General features: G+C 53.5%; 23 protein-coding genes, 1 tRNA gene and 1 pseudogene. 6 read left to right on the top strand and 19 right to left on the bottom strand.

Annotation, left to right across the window (positions count from 1 at the left end; genetic code table 11):
* Positions 1 to 42: 42 nt before the first annotated feature.
* Positions 43 to 957, bottom strand: a complete 915-nt coding sequence (locus JET16_RS18620; RefSeq protein ID WP_199618423.1) for a hypothetical protein — start codon at positions 955 to 957, stop codon at positions 43 to 45.
* Between the two features lie 164 nt (positions 958 to 1,121).
* On the opposite strand from JET16_RS18620, the gene JET16_RS18615 reads away from it, so the two are divergent.
* Positions 1,122 to 1,198: transfer RNA gene (locus JET16_RS18615), tRNA-Arg, on the top strand.
* Between the two features lie 284 nt (positions 1,199 to 1,482).
* On the opposite strand, the gene JET16_RS18610 is transcribed toward JET16_RS18615, so the two are convergent.
* The gene (locus JET16_RS18610) at positions 1,483 to 1,824 is read right to left on the bottom strand and encodes a hypothetical protein (RefSeq protein WP_199618420.1); all 342 of its coding nucleotides are present in this window, start codon (positions 1,822 to 1,824) and stop codon (positions 1,483 to 1,485) included.
* Positions 1,825 to 2,039: 215 nt separating this feature from the next.
* Between JET16_RS18610 and asnB the strand changes: the two genes are divergently transcribed.
* Entirely contained in the window at positions 2,040 to 3,887 is a 1,848-nt protein-coding gene (gene asnB / locus JET16_RS18605; RefSeq protein ID WP_199618417.1) for an asparagine synthase (glutamine-hydrolyzing), read from the top strand.
* A 71-nt stretch (positions 3,888 to 3,958) separates the two neighbouring features.
* Here asnB and JET16_RS18600 read toward each other — a convergent pair whose 3' ends face one another.
* From JET16_RS18600 to JET16_RS18590, 3 genes are all read right to left on the bottom strand, one after another.
* Positions 3,959 to 4,576: an XTP/dITP diphosphatase gene (locus tag JET16_RS18600; RefSeq protein WP_199618414.1), complete on the bottom strand. Its 618-nt coding sequence runs from the start codon at positions 4,574 to 4,576 to the stop codon at positions 3,959 to 3,961.
* Positions 4,566 to 5,330, bottom strand: coding sequence for a ribonuclease PH (gene rph, locus JET16_RS18595; protein WP_199618621.1), 765 nt, complete (start codon positions 5,328 to 5,330; stop codon positions 4,566 to 4,568). Before rph ends, JET16_RS18600 begins: the two co-directional genes overlap by 11 nt.
* A gap of 195 nt (positions 5,331 to 5,525) precedes the next feature.
* Entirely contained in the window at positions 5,526 to 6,566 is a 1,041-nt protein-coding gene (locus JET16_RS18590) for a GerMN domain-containing protein (protein WP_199618411.1), read from the bottom strand.
* A 134-nt stretch (positions 6,567 to 6,700) separates the two neighbouring features.
* Between JET16_RS18590 and JET16_RS18585 the strand changes: the two genes are divergently transcribed.
* Positions 6,701 to 7,201, top strand: a complete 501-nt coding sequence (locus JET16_RS18585) for a phosphatidylglycerophosphatase A family protein (protein ID WP_199618409.1) — start codon at positions 6,701 to 6,703, stop codon at positions 7,199 to 7,201.
* Here the strand turns inward: JET16_RS18585 and JET16_RS18580 are convergent.
* The 12 genes from JET16_RS18580 to JET16_RS18525 form a co-directional block, all read right to left on the bottom strand.
* Positions 7,186 to 8,109 carry an MBL fold metallo-hydrolase gene (locus JET16_RS18580; protein ID WP_199618406.1) on the bottom strand — a complete coding sequence of 308 codons (924 nt, stop codon included), beginning with the start codon at positions 8,107 to 8,109 and terminating at the stop codon, positions 7,186 to 7,188. The genes JET16_RS18585 and JET16_RS18580 overlap by 16 nt on opposite strands.
* Positions 8,106 to 8,852: a class I SAM-dependent methyltransferase gene (locus JET16_RS18575; protein ID WP_199618403.1), complete on the bottom strand. Its 747-nt coding sequence runs from the start codon at positions 8,850 to 8,852 to the stop codon at positions 8,106 to 8,108. The genes JET16_RS18580 and JET16_RS18575 overlap by 4 nt, the downstream gene beginning before the upstream one ends.
* Positions 8,853 to 9,094: 242 nt before the next feature.
* Positions 9,095 to 9,319 carry a helix-turn-helix domain-containing protein gene (locus JET16_RS18570; protein WP_138192801.1) on the bottom strand — a complete coding sequence of 75 codons (225 nt, stop codon included), beginning with the start codon at positions 9,317 to 9,319 and terminating at the stop codon, positions 9,095 to 9,097.
* A 164-nt stretch (positions 9,320 to 9,483) separates the two neighbouring features.
* Positions 9,484 to 10,641, bottom strand: a complete 1,158-nt coding sequence (locus tag JET16_RS18565) for a YhcN/YlaJ family sporulation lipoprotein (protein ID WP_199618400.1) — start codon at positions 10,639 to 10,641, stop codon at positions 9,484 to 9,486.
* 114 nt (positions 10,642 to 10,755) lie between these two features.
* Positions 10,756 to 11,514: a CAP domain-containing protein gene (locus tag JET16_RS18560; protein WP_199618397.1), complete on the bottom strand. Its 759-nt coding sequence runs from the start codon at positions 11,512 to 11,514 to the stop codon at positions 10,756 to 10,758.
* 124 nt (positions 11,515 to 11,638) lie between these two features.
* Entirely contained in the window at positions 11,639 to 11,884 is a 246-nt protein-coding gene (locus JET16_RS18555; protein WP_199618388.1) for a hypothetical protein, read from the bottom strand.
* Positions 11,885 to 11,928: 44 nt separating this feature from the next.
* A complete protein-coding gene (locus JET16_RS18550; RefSeq protein ID WP_199618385.1) occupies positions 11,929 to 12,261 on the bottom strand; it encodes a restriction endonuclease subunit S in 333 nt (110 codons plus the stop codon).
* 26 nt (positions 12,262 to 12,287) lie between these two features.
* On the bottom strand, positions 12,288 to 12,578 hold the full coding sequence (locus JET16_RS18545) for a hypothetical protein (RefSeq protein ID WP_199618382.1): 291 nt from the start codon (positions 12,576 to 12,578) through the stop codon (positions 12,288 to 12,290).
* Between the two features lie 8 nt (positions 12,579 to 12,586).
* The gene (locus JET16_RS18540; RefSeq protein ID WP_199618379.1) at positions 12,587 to 12,994 is read right to left on the bottom strand and encodes a hypothetical protein; all 408 of its coding nucleotides are present in this window, start codon (positions 12,992 to 12,994) and stop codon (positions 12,587 to 12,589) included.
* 1 nt (position 12,995) lies between these two features.
* Positions 12,996 to 14,216: a glycosyltransferase family 4 protein gene (locus JET16_RS18535; protein WP_199618376.1), complete on the bottom strand. Its 1,221-nt coding sequence runs from the start codon at positions 14,214 to 14,216 to the stop codon at positions 12,996 to 12,998.
* Between the two features lie 31 nt (positions 14,217 to 14,247).
* On the bottom strand, positions 14,248 to 15,801 hold the full coding sequence (locus tag JET16_RS18530) for a glycosyltransferase family 2 protein (RefSeq protein WP_199618373.1): 1,554 nt from the start codon (positions 15,799 to 15,801) through the stop codon (positions 14,248 to 14,250).
* An 8-nt stretch (positions 15,802 to 15,809) separates the two neighbouring features.
* The gene (locus tag JET16_RS18525) at positions 15,810 to 17,024 is read right to left on the bottom strand and encodes a glycosyltransferase family 4 protein (protein WP_233531866.1); all 1,215 of its coding nucleotides are present in this window, start codon (positions 17,022 to 17,024) and stop codon (positions 15,810 to 15,812) included.
* A 201-nt stretch (positions 17,025 to 17,225) separates the two neighbouring features.
* Here JET16_RS18525 and JET16_RS18520 point away from each other — a divergent pair, with 201 nt between their 5' ends.
* From JET16_RS18520 to JET16_RS18510, 3 genes are all read left to right on the top strand, one after another.
* The gene (locus tag JET16_RS18520) at positions 17,226 to 18,326 is read left to right on the top strand and encodes a YheC/YheD family endospore coat-associated protein (protein WP_199618370.1); all 1,101 of its coding nucleotides are present in this window, start codon (positions 17,226 to 17,228) and stop codon (positions 18,324 to 18,326) included.
* A 390-nt stretch (positions 18,327 to 18,716) separates the two neighbouring features.
* Complete coding sequence (asd, locus tag JET16_RS18515) at positions 18,717 to 19,517, top strand: archaetidylserine decarboxylase (RefSeq protein ID WP_233531864.1); 801 nt, start codon at positions 18,717 to 18,719, stop codon at positions 19,515 to 19,517.
* 71 nt (positions 19,518 to 19,588) lie between these two features.
* Entirely contained in the window at positions 19,589 to 20,896 is a 1,308-nt protein-coding gene (locus JET16_RS18510; protein WP_199618366.1) for an aminotransferase class I/II-fold pyridoxal phosphate-dependent enzyme, read from the top strand.
* Between the two features lie 514 nt (positions 20,897 to 21,410).
* Here JET16_RS18510 and JET16_RS18505 read toward each other — a convergent pair.
* Positions 21,411 to 21,709, bottom strand: a pseudogene (locus JET16_RS18505) (NUDIX hydrolase); the annotation flags it as partial.
* A gap of 55 nt (positions 21,710 to 21,764) precedes the next feature.
* Positions 21,765 to 23,486 carry a S8 family serine peptidase gene (locus JET16_RS18500; protein WP_199618357.1) on the bottom strand — a complete coding sequence of 574 codons (1,722 nt, stop codon included), beginning with the start codon at positions 23,484 to 23,486 and terminating at the stop codon, positions 21,765 to 21,767.
* Positions 23,487 to 23,513 lie beyond the last annotated feature (27 nt).

Raw genomic sequence — 23,513 nt, 5'->3', positions numbered from 1 at the left:
GCCCATTATAACCATGCCATTATAACATAATACCCGTCCATTTCAAACGGTAGTTGCGCCGCCTTCCTGAAAGAATCTCCGCAATGCTTTGCACGCTTGTTCCCAAGGAGGGACAAGCATTTCGGTGATTCCATATATATCCAGAACTTCGCTGCTTGTTCCGTCTTCCCCGTACATCGCTTCGGTCACGGTCAAATGCAATGCCGCGGCCCACACGTCAACGCTTTCTTCCGTCATATGCGTCAATTCCCGGTACAGCGAGTTACCGTAGCAATATGCCAAAAATTCCCGCCACGTTTGGTTCGCGAAATATGAAAGCGTCGGGTCGATCACTTCGGCAAACTGCTGCACGCGTTCGCTTACCTCGGGCAACGGCGGAGGAAAGTATTCGGAGCTAAGCGGCGTTTTTTCGATATCGACGGTAACGATCTCGCCGAGCTTGCCGAATGTCGCTTCACCCTGAACGCCGAGCTTGCAGAGCGTCTGGAGCAATTTAAACACGACAAAGGGGTGCAAGGCGTTTCCTTGGAGCTTCTGAAGCAGCTGCCGTCCGATGTCCGGATCCTCCACATAAGCAAGCTGATCGAGCGCAAGCAATTGCTTATCCAGGGAAGAATGATGAATGGCGTCCAGCAATCGCTTGGCATACGTGCGGTCGTTGGAGCTTTTGGCGGAAACGGTTCTGCGGAGCAGCTCTTCTTCTCCGACTTCGGCTTCATCGGTTTCGTGCCGTTCCGCTTCCGCTTCGGCATCGGGAAATTGGTTGCGGAGCCATTCGAGCAATGTGGACCATTCGTTCTCGGTTCTCTCGTCCCCTGTTTTACAATCAAGCAAAAACCGCAGCAGCCTGATCGCATCGCCGTATGCTTCCGCTTCCAACATTTTAGTCAATTGTATTTGATAGTAGTCGAGCGTCTTCGGAAAAAGGATGACTTCTCCTTGTTTGGCGCCGTCCATAAGGGTAACCCCCCGGCAAAAAATATCCTATTATTGTAGCAGGTTTTCCTGCATAATACGAATTGCCGGACGGGCGCTGCCAATAATTGAGGTACACGCGCTTCTTGCGTTCGGCAAGGTGAATGTGTTATTATTTTTAGGTCGCCGTTCTTGGCATATACCCTGTCCCAGTAGCTCAGCTGGATAGAGCAACGGCCTTCTAAGCCGTCGGTCGGGGGTTCGAATCCCTCCTGGGACGCCATTTACATATTGCGATATGGGAATGAGAACCCGATGGGTTCTCCGGAGCTTCCGCTTCGTCAGTATCCGCTTCGCAGTCTCGGCACGGAGTGCCGAGTATCCCTTATGGGACGCGATTTACATATTATAGTAAGCCTTTCTGGGCAGCAATCCTCCTAAGGATTAGAATTAATCTAATCATTGGGAGGATTTTTTATGTCGACAGCAGGTTCGGCCGCCAAAAGTGGAATTGTGCGAAAACGCTTACGGGAGTCAATGTTATTTCGCCGCCATGAACCAACCTCCTCACTCCCCGTAATAAAACTTATCTTGCAGCATCTCTTCCGTATCGTTGTGCGCCAACACATCAGCCGCGAACTTCCGCCGAACGGCTTGTCCTTCCGGGCCGGCGAACAGCTGCTGCTCCATCTCGGGATATGCCGTGTGCAGGTTGTTATCGTACCAGTCCAAATCCCGATCCGCTTGTTTGCCCGTCACATTTACAAGCATCAGCCCGCCGTCCTCCGCTTGCTTGAAAGTGGCGATCAGCGGCTGATCGAGTTCATCCGAGCTTACTTCCACCTCCGCAAACTTCTCGCGGCCGCTGTATCCCATCCGAAGAAAACCTACTTCTCTCACCGTTACCATATGAAAATGTCCCCATCCTTTATCATGTTCATAGTCCTGGCATCCGCACACCATACTCTGTTCATCCATTAGATTCCCTGGAGGTAGACATTTTATCCTCATGGGACGCATAGTTATTAGCATTATTAACCGTATTCCGCGATCGTTGCCCCGGTATGGCAGTCGCGATGAAACTTAGTCACTAACGACATCAAGACGGAAAGGGTTGAAAACATATGTGTGGAATAACGGGTTGGGTGGACTGGAACAAAAACTTAACGAATTACCCTACCATAGTCGAGGATATGACCGAAACGATGTCGGACCGCGGACCGGACGCATCGGGAACGTGGTTGTCCGGCTATTGCGCGCTCGGCCACCGGCGCTTGAGCATCATAGACCCGTCTAACGGGGCGCAGCCGATGTATAGAAAATACGGTGGTCACACTTTCACGATTGTATATAACGGCGAATTGTACAACACCATGGAGTTGCGCCGAGAATTGGAAGCCCGGGGGCATACGTTTCGCACGAACTGCGATACCGAAGTGCTCCTTGTCTCGTTTATCGAGTGGGGACGCGGCTGCGTAGACCGTTTGAACGGAATATTCGCTTTTGCCGTTTGGAACGAACGGGAACAAAGCCTGTACCTTTGCCGCGACCGCCTTGGCGTTAAACCGCTGTTCTATGCGCATTCGCACGGCACGTTTTTGTTCGGTTCGGAACCGAAAGCTATTTTGGCGCACCCGCATTTCCAAGCGGAGATCGGTCCGGAAGGTCTTGCGGAAATTTTCGCCGTCGGTCCCGCAAGAACGCCCGGTCACGGGGTGTATGCCGACATTAACGAGTTGAAACCCGGGCATTTTCTCGTATACGACCGCAACGGGATGCGTATAGAAACTTACTGGAAATTGGAGGCGCGCGAACATGCCGACGACGAGGAGGCAACGGCGTTGAAAGTTCGCGAGCTGCTTCAGGATACTGTGGAACGGCAGCTCGTATCCGACGTTCCGGTATGCACATTGCTCTCCGGAGGTCTCGACTCCAGCGCGCTAACCACAATCGCCGCAACGCACTACAATAAAAACGGCCTCGGAACGCTGCACACGTACTCGGTTGACTACGTAGACAACGCAAAGCACTTTAAATCTTCCGCCTTCACGCCGAACCCGGACCGCCCCTGGATTGAAAAAATGACGCAATACGCCGGCACAGAGCACCAATACATCGAATTCGACACGCCGGAGCTGGTGGATACATTGAAGGAAGCGGTCTTCGCGCGCGACCTTCCGGGTATGGCCGATGTCGACGCTTCCCTCCTCCTGTTTTGCCGCGAAATAAAGAAAGGCGCGACAGTGGCCATATCCGGCGAGGCGGCGGACGAAATATTCGGCGGATATCCGTGGTTTCACCGGGAAGACGCCCTCAACGCCGGCACGTTCCCATGGTCCTTATTCACGGACTTTCGGGCATCCCTGCTGAAACCCGAATTGGCGGATTGGATTCGTCCGGAGCAATACGTGCGCGACCGGTATGCGGAAGCGCTCGCGGAGGTGCCTCGACTCAAAGGCGAAGACGCGCAAGCGAACCGGATGCGCGAAATGTCGTATTTGAACATCACCCGCTTCATGCCGACGCTTCTCGACCGCAAAGACCGGATGAGCATGGCGGTCGGTCTCGAAGTGCGCGTTCCTTACTGCGACCACCGGCTAGTGGGCTATGTGTTCAACATTCCGTGGAAAATCAAGATGACGGGTAACAAGGAGAAAGGCATCTTGCGCAAAGCGCTCGAGGGCGTACTGCCGGAGGAAGTGTTGTACCGGAAGAAGAGCCCTTACCCGAAGACGCATAATCCGAACTATCTCCAAGCGGTGAAGGCATGGGTGAACGAAATATTAAGCGATTCCTCGTCTCCGATTCTTCAATTTATCGATGCGGAAAAAATACGAAAGCTTGCGGAAGCCGATTCCGACCAATTCAATATTCCTTGGTTCGGCCAGTTAATGACCGGTCCGCAGTTGTTCGCGTATTTGGCCCAAGTGGATACATGGCTGCGGCATTATAAAGTCAGTGTGAGGCATTAGTCCCATTGCATGCGGCATTTGTCAATTTTCGTTGAGAAAATGCACGGAGGCATATAAACGGCGGCGCCCCTTCACCGGGCGCCGCCTTCCAGTACCGCTATAAAATTGCGGAGCGCTCTGCCCCGATGGCTGATCAGGTTCTTTTCCTCATCGCTCATTTCCGCAAATGTTTTACCCAGCTCCGGAACGTAAAACAGCGGGTCGTATCCGAAGCCGTTCGTGCCGCGAGGCTCCCGCACAATTACGCCCTCGCAAGCTCCTTCCGCATGCAGCGTCTCCCGCGCCGACGGATCGTGCAGCGCCAAAGCGCAAACAAACCGCGCACCGCTCGACTCGCCCCGCTCCTCTCGGCTCAGCTCGCTTAACAGCTTCGCGTTATTTTGCTCGTCCGACGAACCTGCGCCCGCATACCTCGCGGATCTTACGCCCGGTGCGCCGTTCAAAGCATCTACGCAAAGGCCCGAGTCATCCGCAAGAGCCGGAACTCCAAGCGCCTCCGCCGCGGCTCTCGCTTTTTTCTCCGCATTGTCGGCGAACGTCTCTCCATCCTCTTCCACTTCGGGAAGCTTCGCATCGATATCGAGCAAACTGCGCACTTCGATTCCCAACGGGGCAAGCATCGAACGAAATTCCGCCGCCTTGCCTGCGTTTCTCGTCGCAATGACGATAGATGTCCATCTAGACCGCATTCGTTGTCACCTTAGTTCCGATTATGTCGGCTGCCGTCCCCAATGCTTCCCGCTGCACCGACACCAATTGACGGATCCCAAGCTCGGCGGTATCCAACATTCCTGTCAATTCTTCGCGGCTGAAGGGGGATTCCTCTCCGGTGCCCTGCACTTCGATCAATCTGCCGTCCCCCGTCATCACAACATTCATGTCGACCTTCGCCTGGCTGTCTTCTTGGTAGTTCAAGTCGAGCGCAACGGAACCTTCGACGACGCCGACGCTCACTGAAGCGAGGAAATCCCGCACGGGGAACGCAGTGCCGGAAAGCGCCCCGGCTTTGCGAAGTTTATCCACCGCCAACGTCAACGCCACGAACGCGCCTGTAATCGACGTCGTGCGCGTTCCTCCGTCCGCCAAAATAACGTCGCAATCGAGCGTAATCGTCCGTTCTCCAAGAGCGGTCAAGTCGACCACAGATCGAAGAGCGCGTCCGATCAACCGCTGAATTTCCATCGTCCTGCCGCTTAGTTTCCCTTTGGCGGATTCCCGCTGGTTCCGCACCTGCGTCGCTCTCGGAAGCATCGCATATTCCGCCGTCACCCATCCGCGCCCCTGCCCTTTCATAAACGGGGGAACTCTCTCCTCCACCGTTGCGGCGCAAATTACCTTCGTGGATCCGACCTCGATCAACACCGATCCTTCCGCGTATTTGTTTATATTCGGCGTAATCGTTACCGGCCTGATTTCATTCCACTGCCGTCCGTCCGAACGCACCATGCGCATATCCTCCCAACATGACTGACTTGCTTATTCCGATAAAACTTATTGTTCCAAGAACAAATGACCGTTCATCCCTCGCGTACGTTCCTCATCTTACCAAATCGGGCCGAAAAAATCACGCGCAAAGAGGAAAAAGGAGCACTCCCGCCGGAACGCCCCTTTGTCTAACTATGCCGCCTGATTATTTTGTTACATCTCAAACCTGTTCACAACGTTCGGACGCGACACCGGCTTCGCGCCGTAATTTTTGTCATCGGTTCCAACCGCTTGCGTTTTGCCTTCGACCGTAATTTTCACGCCTTTCGCAGCCGTGGTTTCCGTTAAAGACAATATGACGGCTTGCAGGCTTTCAGCCGGAATTTTGCTGTTATCGGCAACAATGGACGGATCGAAATCGACGGTGAGATTATTGTCGTCGGACATCACGCTCGTCGCCTTCACGCTTGGCATGAACACGGCTTCAAGCTTATTCGGCTGCAGCGGCCCCTTCACGAGCTCGGCTACCGTTGCCGACGCGACATCCTCTGTAAGCTCGATCATACGGGTCACCGGCACGTAATAGTCGAAATCGGCCGCCTGATTCATGAAGTAGAGCGTCACCGGCGTGGAGCGGTTGTATTGGACTCCCTTCGCCACCTCGACGTTAATGCCGAACTTTCTCGACAGCGGCTCGTCAAGCGGGGTGCGGGCCACCGGCATTTCGGTCAGCCGCTTGCCTTCAACCCACAGCTCTACGTAATCGACGGTGGGAAAATTCGTCAACGCCCAAGTGACGCCCTCTAATATTTTTCTTTCGTCCTTAGCTTCATACTGTGTAAATTGTTTGGAAAAATCTACGGTTGCGGTGCGGTCCGTCTTGTCGATATCGATAGAGAGCACCTTCGTTCCTTCCGGAAGAAGCGCCGTGAAGCCTTCTGGCAGCAACCCGTCGGAAGACCCTCCTTTAACCATATACTCCAAGGCCGTTTTTGCGTAATCGACGCCATCGTAAGCGATAGGAATACTGAGCGGAACGATGTAACCGTCCATATCTTCATAGTAAAGCATAGGTTTGAATTTTCCTTCCGCGGCGCCGACCTCTTCGATTTGATCCATCATCGTTTCCGCGCTCAACGGCGGCGGAGGGTCGATCTGCGTCGACGCTTCTTGCGAGCCGAACAACGAACAACCGGATAGCAGCGCAACGGATGCAAGCGCGCTAATCATGACAATTCCTTTATTGCGAGTCATGGTATATTGGCCTCCCCAAACGGATTTGTATTATGTATACGAGCCTGACGAGCTTTTATAACTACTTTTTGTCCAAATGGCGCATAATACGTTCTGTTTGACGTACGCAGCGCCGCCGAAAGGGGATTGCATAGATGGAATACAGCTTAGACAGTAAACAAGTCGCGGAAGCCACATACGAGTGGTTGGAGAAGCGGGGAGTGCGCATAGAAGATATTGCCGAGCTTGTCATGTTTTTGCAGCGAGATTACGTTCCCGGACTTACGCCGGAAGAATGCAAGCGGAATGTGGAGAAAGTGCTGGAGAAAAGAGAAGTGCAAAACGCGATTTTGACCGGGATTCAATTGGATATTTTGGCGGAGAAGGGCGAGATGTTCGCCCCGCTGTTGGACTTGGTGAAGCATGACGAGGGCTTGTACGGCGTCGATGAAGTGTTGGCGCTCTCCATCGTAAACATATACGGAAGCATCGGCTTTACGAACTACGGTTATGTAGACAAATTGAAACCGGGCATCCTCCGAAAGTTAAACGACAAAAACGACGGGCAAATCCACACGTTTCTTGACGATATCGTAGGCGCGATCGCCGCCGCGGCATCCAGCCGCATCGCTCACCTTCATCAAGATTCCAAATAAACGATATGCGCAATCGTCTCCGATAACGCGAACCGGAGCTGGTGCACCGACAGACGGCTGCCGAACATCGCTGCGCAAAGCGAATATGCGTCGGCATGCCGCTTCCTCATCTCCGCGATCCGCTCCAGTCTCTCGTCGTGGTGTTTGCGTATGGCCGCGCACCGCTGCGCGAAATGGTTGAACGGCTCCCTGTGGCCGGGAAGCGCGACGGATACCGGAAGCGACTCCGCCGCTTCAAGCGCCTGCAAATAGGTGCGAAGAGGATTCTGATCGCCGTACGGCAATAAGGAAACGTTGGGCGTAATGCCGGGGAGCACATGATCCCCGCAAAAGATGCGCCTCGTGTCCCGATTCAGAAAGCTCAGGTGGCCGGAGGCATGCCCTTCCGTGAGAACGGCTTCGTACTCGTCGTCGCCCAATCGTATCGCCGAACCGGGATCGATATGCGCCATATTCGCCGGCTGCGGGGAAACCATGTCGATAAAGCCGCTTAAATGCTCTCTCATCGGCATTACTTTGTCCTCGGGCAATCCGTGCCGGATAAACATCTCCAACGTTTGATCCGCGGTCTCGCCCGCTCCGTCGCCCCACAGTCTCTGCGCCTGACTGCAGGCGTCAGCGGAAGCATATACCGCAGCCCCCGTACGGTTCTGAAACCATCCCGCCATACCGTAATGGTCCGGATGATGGTGCGTCAATACGACGAATTGTACGGCGTCCCAATCCATCCCGACGGCCTGCGCCGATTGTTCCCATCGTTGTTCCGCTTGAGGTGTGTGCAGACCCGGATCGACAACCGTCCAACCGTCTTTTCCTCTGATCGCGTATGCGTTTACCCACTGCAGGGGGAATGGGAGCGGCACCTTGATTTGAAACAAACCTCCGCTTACTTCCGTCACCGTTTTCACGCGCTTACACCGGCTTTCTTCGTGCCGATCATAATCATTCGGGGAGAAGTCGCTTCATGATAAGCCTCCCCCTCGTAGTCGCCCAGGACATTGTCCAATATAAGGCCGGATTTCGCCAGCATGCTCCGGAAGTCGCGCAGCTCATACAGTTTGACCTGCTCCCGGTAGATGCGTTCCTGTTGTCCCGGCTGTATAATGCGGATCGTTTTCACCACTTCGTTCCCTTTGATCTCCCGTCTCTCATCGATCCGGACCATCCCGTCTTGCCGAACCGAATGGGGAACGAGATTTTTTTCTACATATGAGGGATTTAAAACGTCAATCGCAAAGCGGCCGCCGTGCGTTAGAAGCCTTCCAACCTCGTTCAGCACCTGCATGTTCTGCTCGTCGTCTTCAAAATATCCGAACGAAGTGAACAGATTGAATACGGCGTCATACGGACCGTCATCCGGCACCCGCCTCATGTCGCCTTGAAGCCATCGAACCCGCCGCAGTCTATCGTTGCTTCTGGCTTCGTTCAATAATGTTTCGGACAGATCGACGCCAGTGACGGAAAATCCAAGATCGGCGAGCACTAAGGAATGCCTTCCCGCCCCGCAGCACAAATCGAGCACACGGGCGCCTTTCTTCAAATTAAGCCATCCGGACATCGTTTGCACTTCCTTTGCCGCGCCGGACGCGTCCCGATGTTTATACACGAGTAAATAATCTTCTTGGAAGCTGCGCTCGTACCAAGGCTCCACGCCGACAGGCACCTCCTTGCTTCGGTTTGCTTCGGTATCACCTTCGCGGACAACCTTCGGTTGCCTCTTGTTCAATCGTAAACCATTGTACTAGGCCGATCCTAAAAACACAAAGTTCCGGGCAGTTTAAAAGCCAAATCAGCATAAACTTGCTTTAACAACTCAAAAAACCTTCTTTCAAGGCAAATCGGCAGGCGACGGCCTAAAAGAAGGTCTATTAGAGTCCGAATCCATATCAAAAGTTAAATGTTAAGCTCCCCGAGCCTGATCAGCTCCACAACCGCTTGAGAACGGCCTTTTACATTTAACTTCTGCATAACGTTCGAGATATGATTGCGTACGGTCTTTTCGCTTATAAACAACTGCTGGGCAATATCGCGAGTGGTCTTATCTTGAACCAGCAACTCGAAAACTTCCCTTTCGCGGTTCGTAAGCAAGAACTTATTCCGGTGGTCGTTACCCTTCAAGTGCGTCACCCCTCCTTGCTCGGGATTTGTTTTACAAGGTTAAGGGATACAGTCAACATATACTATGAAGGGCTAATATCGTTGGTGCCGGAGCGTCTAAAAAATAGGCGTATATGTATCAACCGGAAGGGACATCCCTTCCGGCGATTGCCGTCCCTGACTGACTATCGAAGCGTATTGATGGTGCCTGCCGGGGTTCGGTTCGTGTCCGCGGCATTATCCGTCATGCCGCCGAAGTTACGGGGGTTGGCGGGCGTGAAGCTGTTATCTAACGTTCCTGTAACGCCGTTACGGTTACGTACGTTGTAACGGTCGATCAAATTGTAATTATCGTTGTCGAACGGTTCTACGAAGATGGTTTGTACGAATCGGTTGAAGCCGTCGACGAGCCCGCGCGTTCCGGCATCCGTATTGCCGTTCATCTGTGCCGCGTAACGGTCCATTTGGCGCATGAAGTTGCGGTCGGCGCTGACATACACGTTACGAGCCGTCGGCGCCATTGAGCGCACCGTCCGCTCGATCAATTGGCGGGTCATCGGAGAGATGACTCCGCCGTCGAACGTCCGGCCGGCTTCGTTGGTGCCGCCGCGCCGGCCGAACGCACCTCCGTTGTTCATGTATCGGGCGCCGGTGCCGTCCGCCGCATCGTTCACTTCGTTGCCCGCTCCAAGCATGCGGTTGCCGTTGTTCGCTCCGAGCATGCCTGTCGCGTTATTCCTTCCCAGCATGCCGGTGCGGTGCAGGCCGACTCTTCCGGACGCGCCGTTGCCGATGCCGTTCGTATCGGCGCCCATACGCGTGTAACGGCCGTAATTCATATCCCCGCCCAAGTCCAGTCGATTTGGCGTACCGTTTATGCCGGCACCGTTCGTTCCCGCACCATGGTCCGTAATGGAACTGGACAACCCTCCGGCCGCGCCTCCGCCCTGCGTCAATCCGCGCGTCGTCATACCGCCGATTAGACCGTTCCCCGCCGTGCCGCCGTTGTTTCCACCAAATGCACGGTTTCCGGTTCCTCTCCCGGCTTGATCGAACTCCACAGCAACATAAGCGTTTCTGTCGCTCATTACGACATTCGCCCGGGAGATGCCGTCGATGCGTTCAACGGCTCGCGCAACGTCCCGATTGGCACTCAAGTTACGGTTGTAGTGCATTCCGTGCCGCCCGCCCAACATTCCGGCACCGCCGGCGTCTCTCGTACCGACGTTGTTGCCGCCGATTCCGTACGTGCCGACGTTATCGGCACCCTGTTGATTGCCGCATGCCGCCAGCGCAACCACGGTTGCTCCGATTACGGTGAAGCGCATCAATCTCTTGAACATCTTCACACATCTCTCCAATCCTTAAATGATGGTGGAAACATGTTTAGGATGCGGAGTCCGAAAGTCAAACATGCGCGTCCGCCCGGCACAATGGTTTGAAATAAAGGGAAAGATTTAAGGTTTCATAAACATCTGGGTATACATTGCGCCGCATTTGCCTCCGGATACGATGCCGATGCCGATGTGAGTAAAGTCGCCGCTTAGAATGTTTGCCCTGTGTCCCGGCGAGTTCATCAACGCTTCATGCGCTCTGGGCACCGTCTGATTGCAGGCGATATTTTCGCCCGCAGTCGAGTAACCGACACCGAAATCCGTCATCATTTGGAATGGAGAGCCGTATGTCGGCGAATCGTGGGAGAAATAGTTGTTTGACGCCATATCGCCGCTCTTGACGCGCGCTACCCGGGACAGTCCGTTGTGAACCGACAATGCCGGAAGGCCGGCCTGTTCGCGCGCTTGATTGACAAGCGCCGCCATTTCCAACTCCTGTTGGGATAACGAGTGATCCGTTTGTGCCTCCCCGTCTTCGCCTGCCGCCGCCCCGTCCGTTGTCCCGCCGGCCGTTGCGCCGCCCGCATTCAGCTTCGCGCGGGTATAAGACCCAAGGATGGATCGAAGCGTAGCCGTATCGACCTGCCCCGTGACGGCGAACCCGGCGGCACGCTGATACGTTTGTACGGCAGAAGCCGTAGCGTTCCCATACACGCCGTCGATGGCTCCGTCATAATATCCGATCGATTTCAACATCGCTTGAACGGCATACACATCGGCATCATCCGCAGCCGGAGCGAGTGCAAAAGCCGATGAGGCGATTCCGGCGGTCAGCACAACCGCGATAAGTAATAATATCCAACGTTTTCTACTTGCAGCCATCGGTAACCCTCCATGTCGAGATTATTGCAATATCACGCATAGATTTCCCGCGGTGCATCAAATGCATGCTCGTCTGCACAAAAAAAAAGGCCCGTTCCTTCGCCGGACCCATTGCGGTAATTGATTACCGCTTAACGATATTGTTTCGAATCATGAGCAGCGGGCGTGCCGGTGTTCTCTTTCGCGAACGAAATTTACCGCGCTTCATTTCCTTCTTCTCCAATCCGCGGCCGATTGCTTTGCGCAATTTATCGATCGCTTCCGGATTTTCCGCCAATGCGCGCGCCACCTGCACGTCCCGCTCGGCCCATTCGCAGATGCATTCCAACAATCTGTTGACGGCTTTGCGGCTTCGGAGTAATGACTTCATGTATGCAATCCGGATTTCTCGCTCGGTTGTCGGGACGAAATAAGTCATGCTTCTTCTTTACCGAATCCCATCATCGAGCCCAACAAATTGTCGCCGACGCTTTCTTCTTCCTGCTCAAGAAGTAGCTGCATATGCCGCGACAGTCCTTGCTCCACCTTCGTCATTCCTGCAATGATATCAATCAATTGCTCATGAAAATCCGAGGAACGCTGCAGCAAATCCGGCGGCCCCGTAAACTCCGATACTTGGAGCGTGCCGGTCACCCAGCGTCGAAACGATTCCATCTCTTCAGCCTTCGCTTCCAATATGTCCGCGATGTTCCACTGTATGCTGGCCGCCGCCGCCAAGATCCGCATGCTTGAGTCCGCTTTCGTCACGTTCCGCTCGCTCCTTTCGAAAATAGTTACTCTTCGTGAACGACTCGAAGTTCTTTCACCGCAGGCTTCAGATTATCCGCCAATGCCTCTTCCAATTCCGCCAACGTATGAAGATAGCCAGATATTTGCTTTGTCACGAGTTGAGCCGACGAGGGAAACGGTTCCGCCCCGCCGACAATTGTCTGCGCATTGTCCGGGATGGAGCAAGCGATTTGCGCCATATGCATCACAACGAAACTTTCCGATCGGATGATGCGGGCCAATTGCTCTTGAGCCTTCGCCATCGCCTGCAGCTTAAATTCGATTTGGTGTTCCAATTATTCCGTCACCCCCCGGCCAAACCTGCCCGCGATCGAACCATTCGAATAAAATCTTTATCCGGTATCGCATAACGAGGCGGCAGCACCATTCGCAATCTTCTCCATACGTGCGCATCCAACATCAACCCCGCATCGGCCGAAGGACCGTGGAATAACCAATCGTAGGCCGAAGACGGCACGAACTGCGGCGCCGAGCTACGTGCGACGATGGGGGTGCGTTTGCGGCGCAACCGGCGCAATCGCATGCGTCTCCGCTTCAAGCGTCGACGGGACCGGCTCAAACGCCGGACGCGGCGGCTGGAGACGATCCGTCTTGATTTGCTGCGGTGCGAACCGCGAATGCGGCGAATGCGGCGTTTGACCGCTTTTCGGTTTCTTCGAAGCGACTTTCTTTTTTTTCGGGCGTTTGCCACGTTACACCCCTCCCTTTACTTTATGAATTGCGTCGTGATATGTCACAACCGTTTCATTCACCATCCGCTGGAGCGACCAATAACCGGAGCGCTGACGCGCCGTTTCTCCCAATCGCTGCCTCAAACCGTCGTCTTGCAGTATTCGGCGCAAATTGTTCGCCAGCGCGGAAGCGTCCCTCACGGGCGAAACGAGTCCGGTTTCTTCATGGATGACCATTTCCGGTATGCCTCCGGCGTCCGTTACGACCGACGGCTTGCCCGCGACTTGCGCTTCCAGAACGGCGTAAGGGAAATTGTCCTGCAAGCTCGGCATGACGAACACGTCGGCTTGTTTAAACAGCTGCGGAACGTCATCCCGCTCGCCGAAGAAGATGATATGATCCCTCAATCCCAATGCATCTACTTGTTGTTCGAAATCCGGCCGGTTCGGTCCGTCGCCTACAATCCAGCACACCCAATCGTTTCGCATCGTCTTGAGAATCGCAAGCGCGTCGATTAGTACATGATGGCCCTTGATCGTGTTTAAGCGGGCGGGACATATGAGCACTTTGCGATTATCCCCGCTTCGCGAGTATGATGCCGGCGAATCCATCCGAGTATTAAACGCAGCCGTATCGATTCCGTTAGGAATGACGCGAAGACGATCGCCGGGTACTCCGAATTCGTTCACAAGAACATTTCTCAACCAATTAGAAGACAGAATGGTGAGATTGCTCGATATCGCCCCTCTGTATTCCAAAGTGGACATATAATGCCAACTCACGCTTTTACCGACCTCAGCCGTGCCGGTAAGGACCATTTCTTTCGCGAGCGAGCCGTGGATCGTAGCCACTAAAGCGGTATTGCGCGGCTTCACCCGCGAGATTGCAAGAGTGGAAAACACGTCTTGCGTATGGATCAAGTCGTAATCCCCAAGCCCCAAATAAGCGGCTCCCAATTCGAAGCTGTAACGTATTACCTCCAGATCCACACATGAGTTATCGAGTTCCGGGAACGTCTCCCGGTAATAGGAGCGAATTTTTTTGTCGATAAATGGAAGCACGTTGCTTTTATAGAACGTTCTCCCCTTTCCGACAATATGATATCTGTCATATTCGGGGTGATGAGCAAGCAGATCGACTTGGTGTCCCCGGGCTTCCAGATGCTGCTTTAACTGATCCAAATATACCGTGACACCTCCGACATCCGGTATCACCCAATACGTCGCGAGTAAAATTCTCATATTGTGCGTTCCTCCCTCCATTTTGTTCCAATCAACATAAATCCCGTCTTCGGAGCACATCCGGAAAAAATACGCGCGGTCCGAAATGCTGATACAGCCACTGAATGGCTTCAACGTGGTCTCCAAGAATCAACTTCTCCACAAGATTGGAATCTTTGGAATTGACTTTGCGCTTACGGTTCGTGCGAAACACGTCGACACCCGGCACCAATTGCATGTTTAAGCCGTTCACCGCTGCAATCGCATGGGCAAGCGGCGGAACCGCCAAATGCCGGTAACCGATTCGTTCGATAGCCTCCCTGCGCAGCGCGTGCGGCACGGCGGTCATTGAAGCAAATCCGAGATGCGGAGTACAGACCACCCGGTTAACAAACTGTTTCGCCATCGATACGTAGTCGACCATGCGCACGGTTTGAAAGAAAGAATTGACATTGTTCAGCGCGATGTCGGCGCCCGTTCGGCAGGATGCGACGAACGGCCACAACTCCTCCGGCTCAAACACGATGTCGCCGTCCAAGAACAGCAAAACTTCGCCCACCGCATGCAGCGCTCCGACGGCCCGACCTACGTCGTGTCCGAGCGGTTCCGAAAAATGCACCTGCTTCACGCCGTGTCCGTTCACAATATCCGCCGTACGATCCGTTGAACCGTTCACGACGACGATAATTTCTTCCGGAACGAGCGCCTTCGCTGTCATCAACACATCGTGGATCGTCTCTTCTTCGTTCTGTGCCACAATGATGACCGAAAGCCTCGGATCCAACCCTTCCACCGGCGGTAAATTGTCGGTCTTCGGATAAAAGTCCAGCAGACTCCGGTTTCTCCAAAGGTCCGTAAGCCCAGCCCGATGTCCCTTGACTTCGGTCAAATAATGAATGGCTTCCGCATGATCGCCCAGTATAAGCCTTTCGACGCTGGCGGTGCCGATACGGCCGAACCGGCGCCTGTTGAGCCTCGATACTTCAACGAGCGGAGCCCGGGTTACCGACAAACCGTTAATGATCGCTTTCGCCTGCGCTTTGGGAGGAACGGACAATTCGGATAATCCGATAATATACGCGGCCCGTTTCGACATCGCATGAGGAACGGCCGTCATCGAACTGCCCATCAAATCTCCTCTGCCTATGATTCTATTGATTAACCGCTTCGCTTCCGATGTCGAATGCATCCTTTTCGCGTCCGCGAAACCTGAATAACTGTTCAATACGATGTCTTGACCCCTGAGCACCGCACGCACGTAAGAGCGCAATGTGCTTACAGGAAGCACGAAATCGGCATCGACGAACAGCAGTACTCTGCCTCTCGCATGCCGCGCGCCGATCGAACGTCCTACGTCGTGACCGACCGGCTCGCTGTAACGGACGATGCGGGCGCCGGCTCGTTGCGCAACCCGGGCGGTAAGGTCTGACGACCCGTTGACCACAACGATTACTTCCGTGCGGCGCATGATCGCCCGCGCATTCCTGACGACGCCCCCTATGGTCCTGGATTCATTACGGGCCGGCACAATGACGCTAAGAATCGGGCGAAGGTTCGAACCCCTTGGTTTTCGCCTGGGAAGGGGTTTTGACGGCCTTTTTCTCATTATCCTCTTCACCTCTTGTAATTTCTGTTCCGTCTTGCGGCGCTCTGGTAATACCAATCCGCCATCCGGCGTGCGGCATGGTCCCAAGTGAAATGTTCGGAAACTCTCCGTATGCTCGCCTCTCCCATCTGCCTGGTCAACTCGGGATTGTCGAGCAGCTGGTTCGCCTTCTCGGCGATTGCTGCTGCAACAGCGTATTGGGAAATGAGGAAACCCGTTTCTCCGTCCACGATCAACTCCTTCATTCCACCCGCTCTTGTCGCAATCACGGGAACGCCGCTCGCCATGGCTTCCACATTGACAAGACCGAACGCTTCTTCAGCAAAGGAAGGAACGACCGCCACGTCGGCAAGGCAAAACCAGCGGTGCACTTGATCATGCGGGACGTATTGAATGAACCTGACATGTTGGGGCATCCCGTTGCCGAGCTCATGCAGCGTTCGGACGTATGGAGTGATCGGATTGACGCCGTAGTCGGCGCTGCCAACGATGACGAGAAGCGTATCCGGATGCCGTTCGATAATGGCCGGCATCGCCTGCAGAAGGTAATGCACTCCTTTCTTTTCAATCAGCCTGCCGACGTACAGCAAAATCTTTTTCTGCTCATATCCGAGCGCCGACAGCAATCCCATCCGCATCATCTCGCCCTGCGGCGACCATCTGGAAATAAACTGAGACGTATCGACCCCCAAGTAATTGACCCGGATCTTTTTCGCGGCGCGCGGAAATCTTTTCGCGACATAATCTTTTAAGAAATAGGAGTTTACGATAATGCAGTCTGCCCGAACCAATGCCTTGCGCAGCGTTAGCGGCCGTATGCGGGACGGCGACAGAAACGTCGTGGAATGAAGAGAAAGCCATACCTCGCGCCTGGGGTGCCGCCGCTTGAAGGCAAGAACGGACGCAGGTCTGTTTTCCACTTGAATGATATGGGGACGAAGTCTGGCGATCGATGCAGAAACGGCGCTTATATATGTGGGCCGTTTCTTCGAACGGGCAGGACGCACATAACGAACCCCGTTCCGAACCTCGGCAGCGGGAAGAGCCGGCGTTTTTTTTCCCAACACCCATAGAGAAACGCGTTTGCCTACCAATGCTCCTATATTTTTCACTACGTTCTCTACGGAACTGCTTTTGCCAGACGGGATCGGGTACGATCCGGGCGTAACTATGGCCACCCGAGGTTTGACACCCATCAGTCGATTCACCGTCCTTCTTCGCATGCGTACCAATCCCCCAGGCTGATGCATGGAGGGGTTTCGGCCCTATTACAGCTAATTCATCTTATACAAAAGCGAAGCTTTGTTGAGTAAAATAGTCAATCGCACAGCATTTGAGAGAAGTGAGACATACGTCCACGCGCAGCCGCACACGATGCGAATATAGTGAGAGAGGCCAGGTTATAGGTGAAAGGAGGAGGCAAGGTGTCGGATAGAAACGTAGGCGTCTTAATAAACAATAATATGTTGCGAGGCATACCTCGCGGACGCACCGGTCACGAGAAAATATCTTTTTATGAAGAAAGCGCAAGAGAGTATGACATTACTCCCGTTTACTTTCGTTTGCAAGACATATCGATGCAAGACGAGAAGGTGAAAGCGCTCGTCTTCGAGAACGGCTCGTACCGGTGGCGCAAGCTGCCGCTTCCTAAAGTCATTCACAACCGCGCATTGTATTTTAAAAACCCGAGCGCCAACAGAAAATTAGAGAACCTTTGCTCGAAGAAGGGGCGCATTGTCTTTAACCGCTGGAACAGATACGGAAAATTGTTCGTGCATCGCCTGCTTATGCAGCGCGAGGATCTTCGGCCGCACTTGCCCGAGACGATGAAAGCCACCGTCAAGTCGGTTCGCGCTTTATCAAGCAAACATGAGGCCGTGATTGTGAAGCCTAGCAGCAGTTCGATAGGCAAAGGCATCATGAAAGTGGATCGTATCGGAACACGGTGGAGACTGACATACCCATCCGGATTGAGGAAAGGGAGTTCGCTTTGGAAATCCGTTGATTTCAAATTCAAACTGCCGGCCGTGCTGCGCACAAATATCGTCCGCAAACCTCATGTTGCGCAACAGCGTTTGAACTTGGCGACGTATCTCGGAAGACCGTTCGATATGCGCGTCTCCGTGCAGCGAGGACTGGACGGGAAATGGCAGATGACGGGGATTGCGGCAAAAGTGGCGAAGAAAAACGTGTTTGTTACGAATGTGGCTCAAGGCGGAACGGTGTACCGGCTTGACGACGTGCTTCGCGACCTCCCGCATCTAAACCCGCTCGCCGTCCGCGAATCTATTGAGCGGTTTTCATTGTCGGCGGCAGAACACTTGAGCACGCGCTTGCCCTATCTTTCGGACATCGGTTTCGACATCGGCATTACTCCTGAAGGTTATCCCGTCTTTATCGAGATGAATTTGCGGGATTTGCGGTACAGCTTCCGCGAGGGCGGCATGATGGAGGAATGGAAACGAACATACGCGAATCCTCTCGCATATGCACGTTATTTGTTGGATGGAAACGAACCCGGTTGATGTAAAATGACACGGTTTACCGACCGGCGCGGCTGACGGCGACAGCCGCGCCCGGCCGTGGAATCATTGCGAGACTTCCTTCCTATTTCCCATACTTAAGATAGGAAAAAGAAGAAGGCAGTAGTATAATACTTGCATGTGAGTATGGGAAAGGTAAGGGATGTATGGAAGAACTAACGTCATTAAAATCGAGGCTGCTTCAGTTAACCGAGGAATTGGTTTCTCACTGCCCGTTCTGCACCGCCATCTCAGATGATCCGCAATCCAAAACTCCCGTGTTTTGCACCAAATGGTCGGGCTCTTCGCATCCTGTATGCGTAAATCCCGCTACATGTTTGTCCTGCGGGGAATACCGGCATTCAAAAAAGATTACTTAGGTGATAACACTCGATGATATGGGATGCTGCATTTCGTTTGCTTACCGAGCTATCCTCCCGTCCGACATTGGCCCGCTTGACCGGAACCGCGGCGAAATCGCGCGGCAGCCGGCTTTTGCTGTCCAAGTTCGCCCGCTTCTACGGAATCGACATATCGGAGGCGGAGAAGCAGCTGCACGAATACGAATCGTTAAACGAATTTTTTACGAGGCGCCTTCGGACCGGAGCGCGGCCGATCGATCCCGGCGAGAACTCCGTTGTAAGTCCGGTTGACGGCACCGTTATAGAGACGGGAGAAATTCAAGCCGGGAAGCTATTGCCTGTGAAAGGGCAAACTTATTCCGCCGCGGAGCTGCTCGGCGGCTCTCCTCACGCCTCGCGGTACGAGCGGGGAACGTTCGCCGTCATTTATTTAAGTCCGTCCAACTACCACAGAATTCACTCCCCGGTCGACGGCACGGTAATAGAATGGGACCGTATTCCGGGAAAGGTATACCCGGTGAACGACAGAGGGATGCGCTTGATGCCGCAAGTGCTTTCGCGCAACGCCAGACTTGTCACTTACATTAATCACGAAGCCGGTGTGCTCGCGCTTGTGAAGGTCGGCGCGATGAACGTCAGCTCTATTCGTTACATACCTGACGACGGGCCTCCAGCGACAGTACATAAAGGAGACGAACTGGCACTTTTCGAATTTGGATCCACCGTTGTGCTGCTAATGGAGAAAGATACGTTTATTCCGTCTCCCGCGTTTGCGGCCGGAGCCCCGGTGCGTATGGGCGAGAGAATCGGCGAGATCGCACAACACGGATGACGCGGAATAAATCCGGTGTTATAATATCGAAAAACAAACCGGAAGTATATCTGAAAGGAATGACTATCCGCATGAATCCCCAAGCCGTCCAGTTGAACGACCGTATCCGCAAGGCAAATCCGCACTGTCTCGATATGTTGTCACGAGTCGGGAAAGCGATGTATTTCCCGAAGGTGGGCATTCTCAATCAATCGGCGGAAGCGAAGAGCAAGGCTCATGCTTTCAACGCGACGATCGGCATCGCGATGGAAGGCGGTCAGCCGATGCATCTGGCGTTGATTCAGGAGACGCTTTCGCAATTTTCGCCGAACGACCTGTATCCTTATGCTCCTCCGCAAGGAAAACCGGAGCTTCGCAAAGCTTGGCGGGACAAGATGCTGTCCGAGAATCCGTCGCTTGCCGGCAAGACGTTCGGTCAACCGATCGTGACGAATGCGTTGACCCACGGCCTCAGCATTGCGGCCGATTTATTCGCGGATGAAGGCGATGCCGTCATAATGCCGGATAAAAACTGGGAAAACTATGAGCTCACCTTCGGAGTCCGCCGCGGCGCAAATATCGTTACATTCCCTTTGTACAACGAACAGGGATTGTTTAATGCTGCAGGGTTGCGCGATGCGATCGCGGCACAGAAGGAGCGCGGCAAAGCGATCGTCGTGTTGAACTTCCCTGTCAATCCGACCGGATACACTCCGAATGCGTCCGAAGCGAACGCTATCGTGGACGCTATACGCTCCGGTGCGGAAGCGGGCGTATCGCAAGCAGTCGTAACCGACGATGCGTACTTCGGCCTGTTCTTCGAAGACACCATACGCGAATCGCTGTTCGGCAGGCTGATCGGGCTTCACCCTCGGGTGCTCCCGGTCAAAGTGGACGGCGCAACGAAAGAGGAATTCGTATGGGGGTTCCGCGTCGGCTTCATCACCTTCGGATCCGAAAGCACCGATGTTAACGACGCGCTTGAGCAGAAGGCGCTCGGAATTATCCGCGGTGCGATGTCCAGCACCGCCCACCCGTCGCAGACGTTCGTTCTCCGCGCGCTGCGGCACCCGGATTTCGAGAAGCAGCGCAACGAGAAAGTCGGCATCTTGCAAGCGAGAGCCAACCGTGTCAAACAAGTGTTGGATAGCGGCAAGTATGATGAGGCTTGGGAATATTACCCGTTCAATTCCGGCTACTTTATGTGCTTGAAGCTGAAGTCGGTCGATGCCGAAACGCTGCGCACGCACATCTTGACGGAGTACGGTGTCGGTACGATCGCGCTTGGCGAAACCGATCTGCGCGTTGCGTTCTCTTGTATTGAGGAGAGCGACGTCGAGCGCTTGTTCGATCTTATTTATCAAGGCGTGAAGGATTTGGAAAACGTAGCGGTGAAATAACATGAGAAGTTTGTGAGGGCTGTCCCGCTTGGGGCGGTCCTCTTTTTTGATGATTTACCTTGTTGGGCGACTCAGTCAGATCGATCACTTGTGCATGCCTCTTATAAGGGCAAAAGACATACAATCTATTAATTGCGGGCGCATCCACACACTATTGCATTAGTGATACGGCGCCGGAGTCAGTTAAATATTTTTTATGGAAAAAGGTTGTATTCAAACGGTCGTCAGATTGCCATAATTGTAACGAATTCCGACGATTGGGACGTGATATGGCAATACACTGTTCATAAACGGTTGTTTAGACGACAGATTACGCACACACTATTGCCATAGTCGCAATGGCACGAAACAATTACGCGCCATCACATACATAACGACAACCGCTTATGTACATTCCATTGCCATAGTGATAATGCGTCGGATAAATTTACCACACGCAAGAAAAATAAGTATCGTAACGCACACATTCTCGGACAAATTATGTAAAAATTTAGCTTACTCGGTGACGAATGCAATAGATTAATCCGTCCGGGTCTTGGATTTTCGGTGCACCGCCGATAACTTCGCATGTAAAGTAGCGAACCGTATACGCGATGCCGTAAGACTCGCCGCTTTTCTCATGAATCTGCTCGAGCACGGAAACCTTATAGCCTGTTTCTTCCCAAACCTCACGGGAACAGCACTGCTCGAACGTTTCCCCTTCTTCCATGCCGCCAGACGGAATCGGCCAGCGCTTCTCCCCCTCCGGTTTCCTTGTAATACCATGAGTGAAAAACAGAATATAAGTAAACAATATCTATTCCTAGTACACATAAATCCCCTTCACTCCAAAAATGGTGTGAAGGGGATTTATGCTTGCATGCAGTCCTTATTTTAAAATATATTCTACCGTGGAGGTTCCTGTATACGGTTCGGCGACGCTCAACCAGCCGCGGGTTTCGGCAGTCCATGTGCCGGAAACCGGATCAGGAATCGTTGTTTCCTCGCTGACCGTCAGCCCCTGGGCGGATTTCCCCGCCAATTGCTTATTGGGGTCGTATACGTAAAGATCCAAATCGACGCCGGGAGTGGTCCACTCAATGCGGACCGTCGCGCTTACGGCGTTGCGCCCGACATCAAAACTAGCCGCATCGACCGATTCAACGCCCGCTTCCGACGCGCCCGGACCTACGATTCCTTCCCAAGACGACGTGACCGAATAAGTGTCGTACGTTTTCCCTGATTTGGGGTCTTTATATTTTCCAATCCTCGTATTCGTCTTTTCCGCTGTCGCGACCGCGTTATAAGCGTTAACATACCCGGCTCCGACTTCGAATTCCTTATAGCCGGCCATCGGGTCGGCTGTGCGCACCAGGATGTCCTTCACCACGTCTGGCTGCAATCCCGGCTTCGCTTCCAGCATAAGCGCGACTACGCCCGCGATATGCGGTGAAGCCATACTCGTTCCGCTCGCCGTAGTATAGAAAGGAATGTATTGCGGCGGAATATAGGTGGCGTCGTCCGCAGCGGTCAAAGCGTTAATCGTGGAGCCTGTAGATGCGCGTGTCGACACGATATCGACTCCCGGAGCAGTAAGAGTCGGATGGTATACCGGATCGCCATCGATACCGCGGGAAGAAAAGTCGGCCAATTTGCCGTCCTTGGTGCCCGCCGCGACGCCGATCACCCATGGAGCCACCGAATACGGATTCAGCGTATTGCTGCCGGGTCCTTCGTTGCCTGCTGCAAAGACGACGGTAACGCCGGCATCGTGCGCCGCTTTGCTGGCGACGTTGATCGGATCGTTGGGCGAGTATTCGCCGGTCGTTCCCCAGCTGTTATTGATCACTTGTATGTTGTACTCATCTTTATGCTCGAGCACGTAATCGAAAGCTTCAAGCGCCCATAAAATGACAAGCGTATCTCCAACCCCCAGTCCGACCAGTTGGGCGCCCGGAGCCACGCCTTTGTAAGTACCTTGGCTGGCCGTACCCGTTCCGGCGATAATCCCCGCAACATGGGTGCCATGTCCGGATGAAGTGTCGGTGTTCGGGACATTTTCCAAATAGACGGGTTCACCTTCAAATATGAGATTTCCGGTTAAAAACTTAACGTTCTGTATGGTCTTAGTACCGAATGCCAAGTCCTGATGGAGCGCATCGATGCCGCTGTCGATTACCGCCACGGTTACTCCTTTCCCGGTGTAGCCCAATTCGTTCCAAACCCGATCTGCACCGATGTAAGGAACGCTCTCTCTCAAAAAGTACTCAAGCTGCTTATTGGAATAAACGGAACGCAAACCAGCTATGGTATAGGTTTGTTGAATCGCTTCTTTCGTTCCCTGCACGGCAATGATCGGCAAATGTTTGAAAGTGATGGTCTTTAATCCTAAACTTTTCAATTGCAGCTCTTCGATTTCGGAAGGTTGCGAATAATAGGTTAATATTGCGGTGTGAACGGTTCCGGCTGCCGCAGCGTCAAGCGCCGCCGATAACAAAGGATCGATTTCAATTGTCGTCGACGCGGCCGTACGGCTTGACCCAAGCGGAGAAAACAATAGGCATACGGCGATAACAACGGCAACGATTGATGAAACTTTTTTCCTGTACATAATTTCATTCTCCTTCCAATTTGAACT

The organism is Paenibacillus alkalitolerans (genome assembly GCF_016482785.1).
Classification (GTDB): domain Bacteria; phylum Bacillota; class Bacilli; order Paenibacillales; family YIM-B00363; genus Paenibacillus_AE; species Paenibacillus_AE alkalitolerans.
Note: the sequence above shows the minus strand (reverse complement) of the source record. Positions and strands in the feature narration are given on the sequence as shown.

Bases quoted from the DNA above. Each gene is read 5' to 3' on its own strand.
- JET16_RS18510 (WP_199618366.1), top strand. From the start codon at position 19,589: ATGAATCCCCAAGCCGTCCAGTTGAACGACCGTATCCGCAAGGCAAAT.
- asnB (WP_199618417.1), top strand. From the start codon at position 2,040: ATGTGTGGAATAACGGGTTGGGTGGACTGGAACAAAAACTTAACGAAT.
- JET16_RS18600 (WP_199618414.1), bottom strand. From the start codon at position 4,576: ATGCGGTCTAGATGGACATCTATCGTCATTGCGACGAGAAACGCAGGC.
- JET16_RS18500 (WP_199618357.1), bottom strand. From the start codon at position 23,486: ATGTACAGGAAAAAAGTTTCATCAATCGTTGCCGTTGTTATCGCCGTA.
- asd (WP_233531864.1), top strand. From the start codon at position 18,717: ATGATATGGGATGCTGCATTTCGTTTGCTTACCGAGCTATCCTCCCGT.
- JET16_RS18590 (WP_199618411.1), bottom strand. From the start codon at position 6,566: ATGACTCGCAATAAAGGAATTGTCATGATTAGCGCGCTTGCATCCGTT.
- JET16_RS18530 (WP_199618373.1), bottom strand. From the start codon at position 15,801: ATGAGAAAAAGGCCGTCAAAACCCCTTCCCAGGCGAAAACCAAGGGGT.
- JET16_RS18535 (WP_199618376.1), bottom strand. From the start codon at position 14,216: ATGAGAATTTTACTCGCGACGTATTGGGTGATACCGGATGTCGGAGGT.
- JET16_RS18620 (WP_199618423.1), bottom strand. From the start codon at position 957: ATGGACGGCGCCAAACAAGGAGAAGTCATCCTTTTTCCGAAGACGCTC.
- JET16_RS18565 (WP_199618400.1), bottom strand. From the start codon at position 10,641: ATGTTCAAGAGATTGATGCGCTTCACCGTAATCGGAGCAACCGTGGTT.
- JET16_RS18560 (WP_199618397.1), bottom strand. From the start codon at position 11,514: ATGGCTGCAAGTAGAAAACGTTGGATATTATTACTTATCGCGGTTGTG.
- JET16_RS18610 (WP_199618420.1), bottom strand. From the start codon at position 1,824: ATGGTAACGGTGAGAGAAGTAGGTTTTCTTCGGATGGGATACAGCGGC.
- JET16_RS18555 (WP_199618388.1), bottom strand. From the start codon at position 11,884: ATGAAGTCATTACTCCGAAGCCGCAAAGCCGTCAACAGATTGTTGGAA.
- JET16_RS18585 (WP_199618409.1), top strand. From the start codon at position 6,701: ATGGAATACAGCTTAGACAGTAAACAAGTCGCGGAAGCCACATACGAG.
- JET16_RS18525 (WP_233531866.1), bottom strand. From the start codon at position 17,024: ATGCGAAGAAGGACGGTGAATCGACTGATGGGTGTCAAACCTCGGGTG.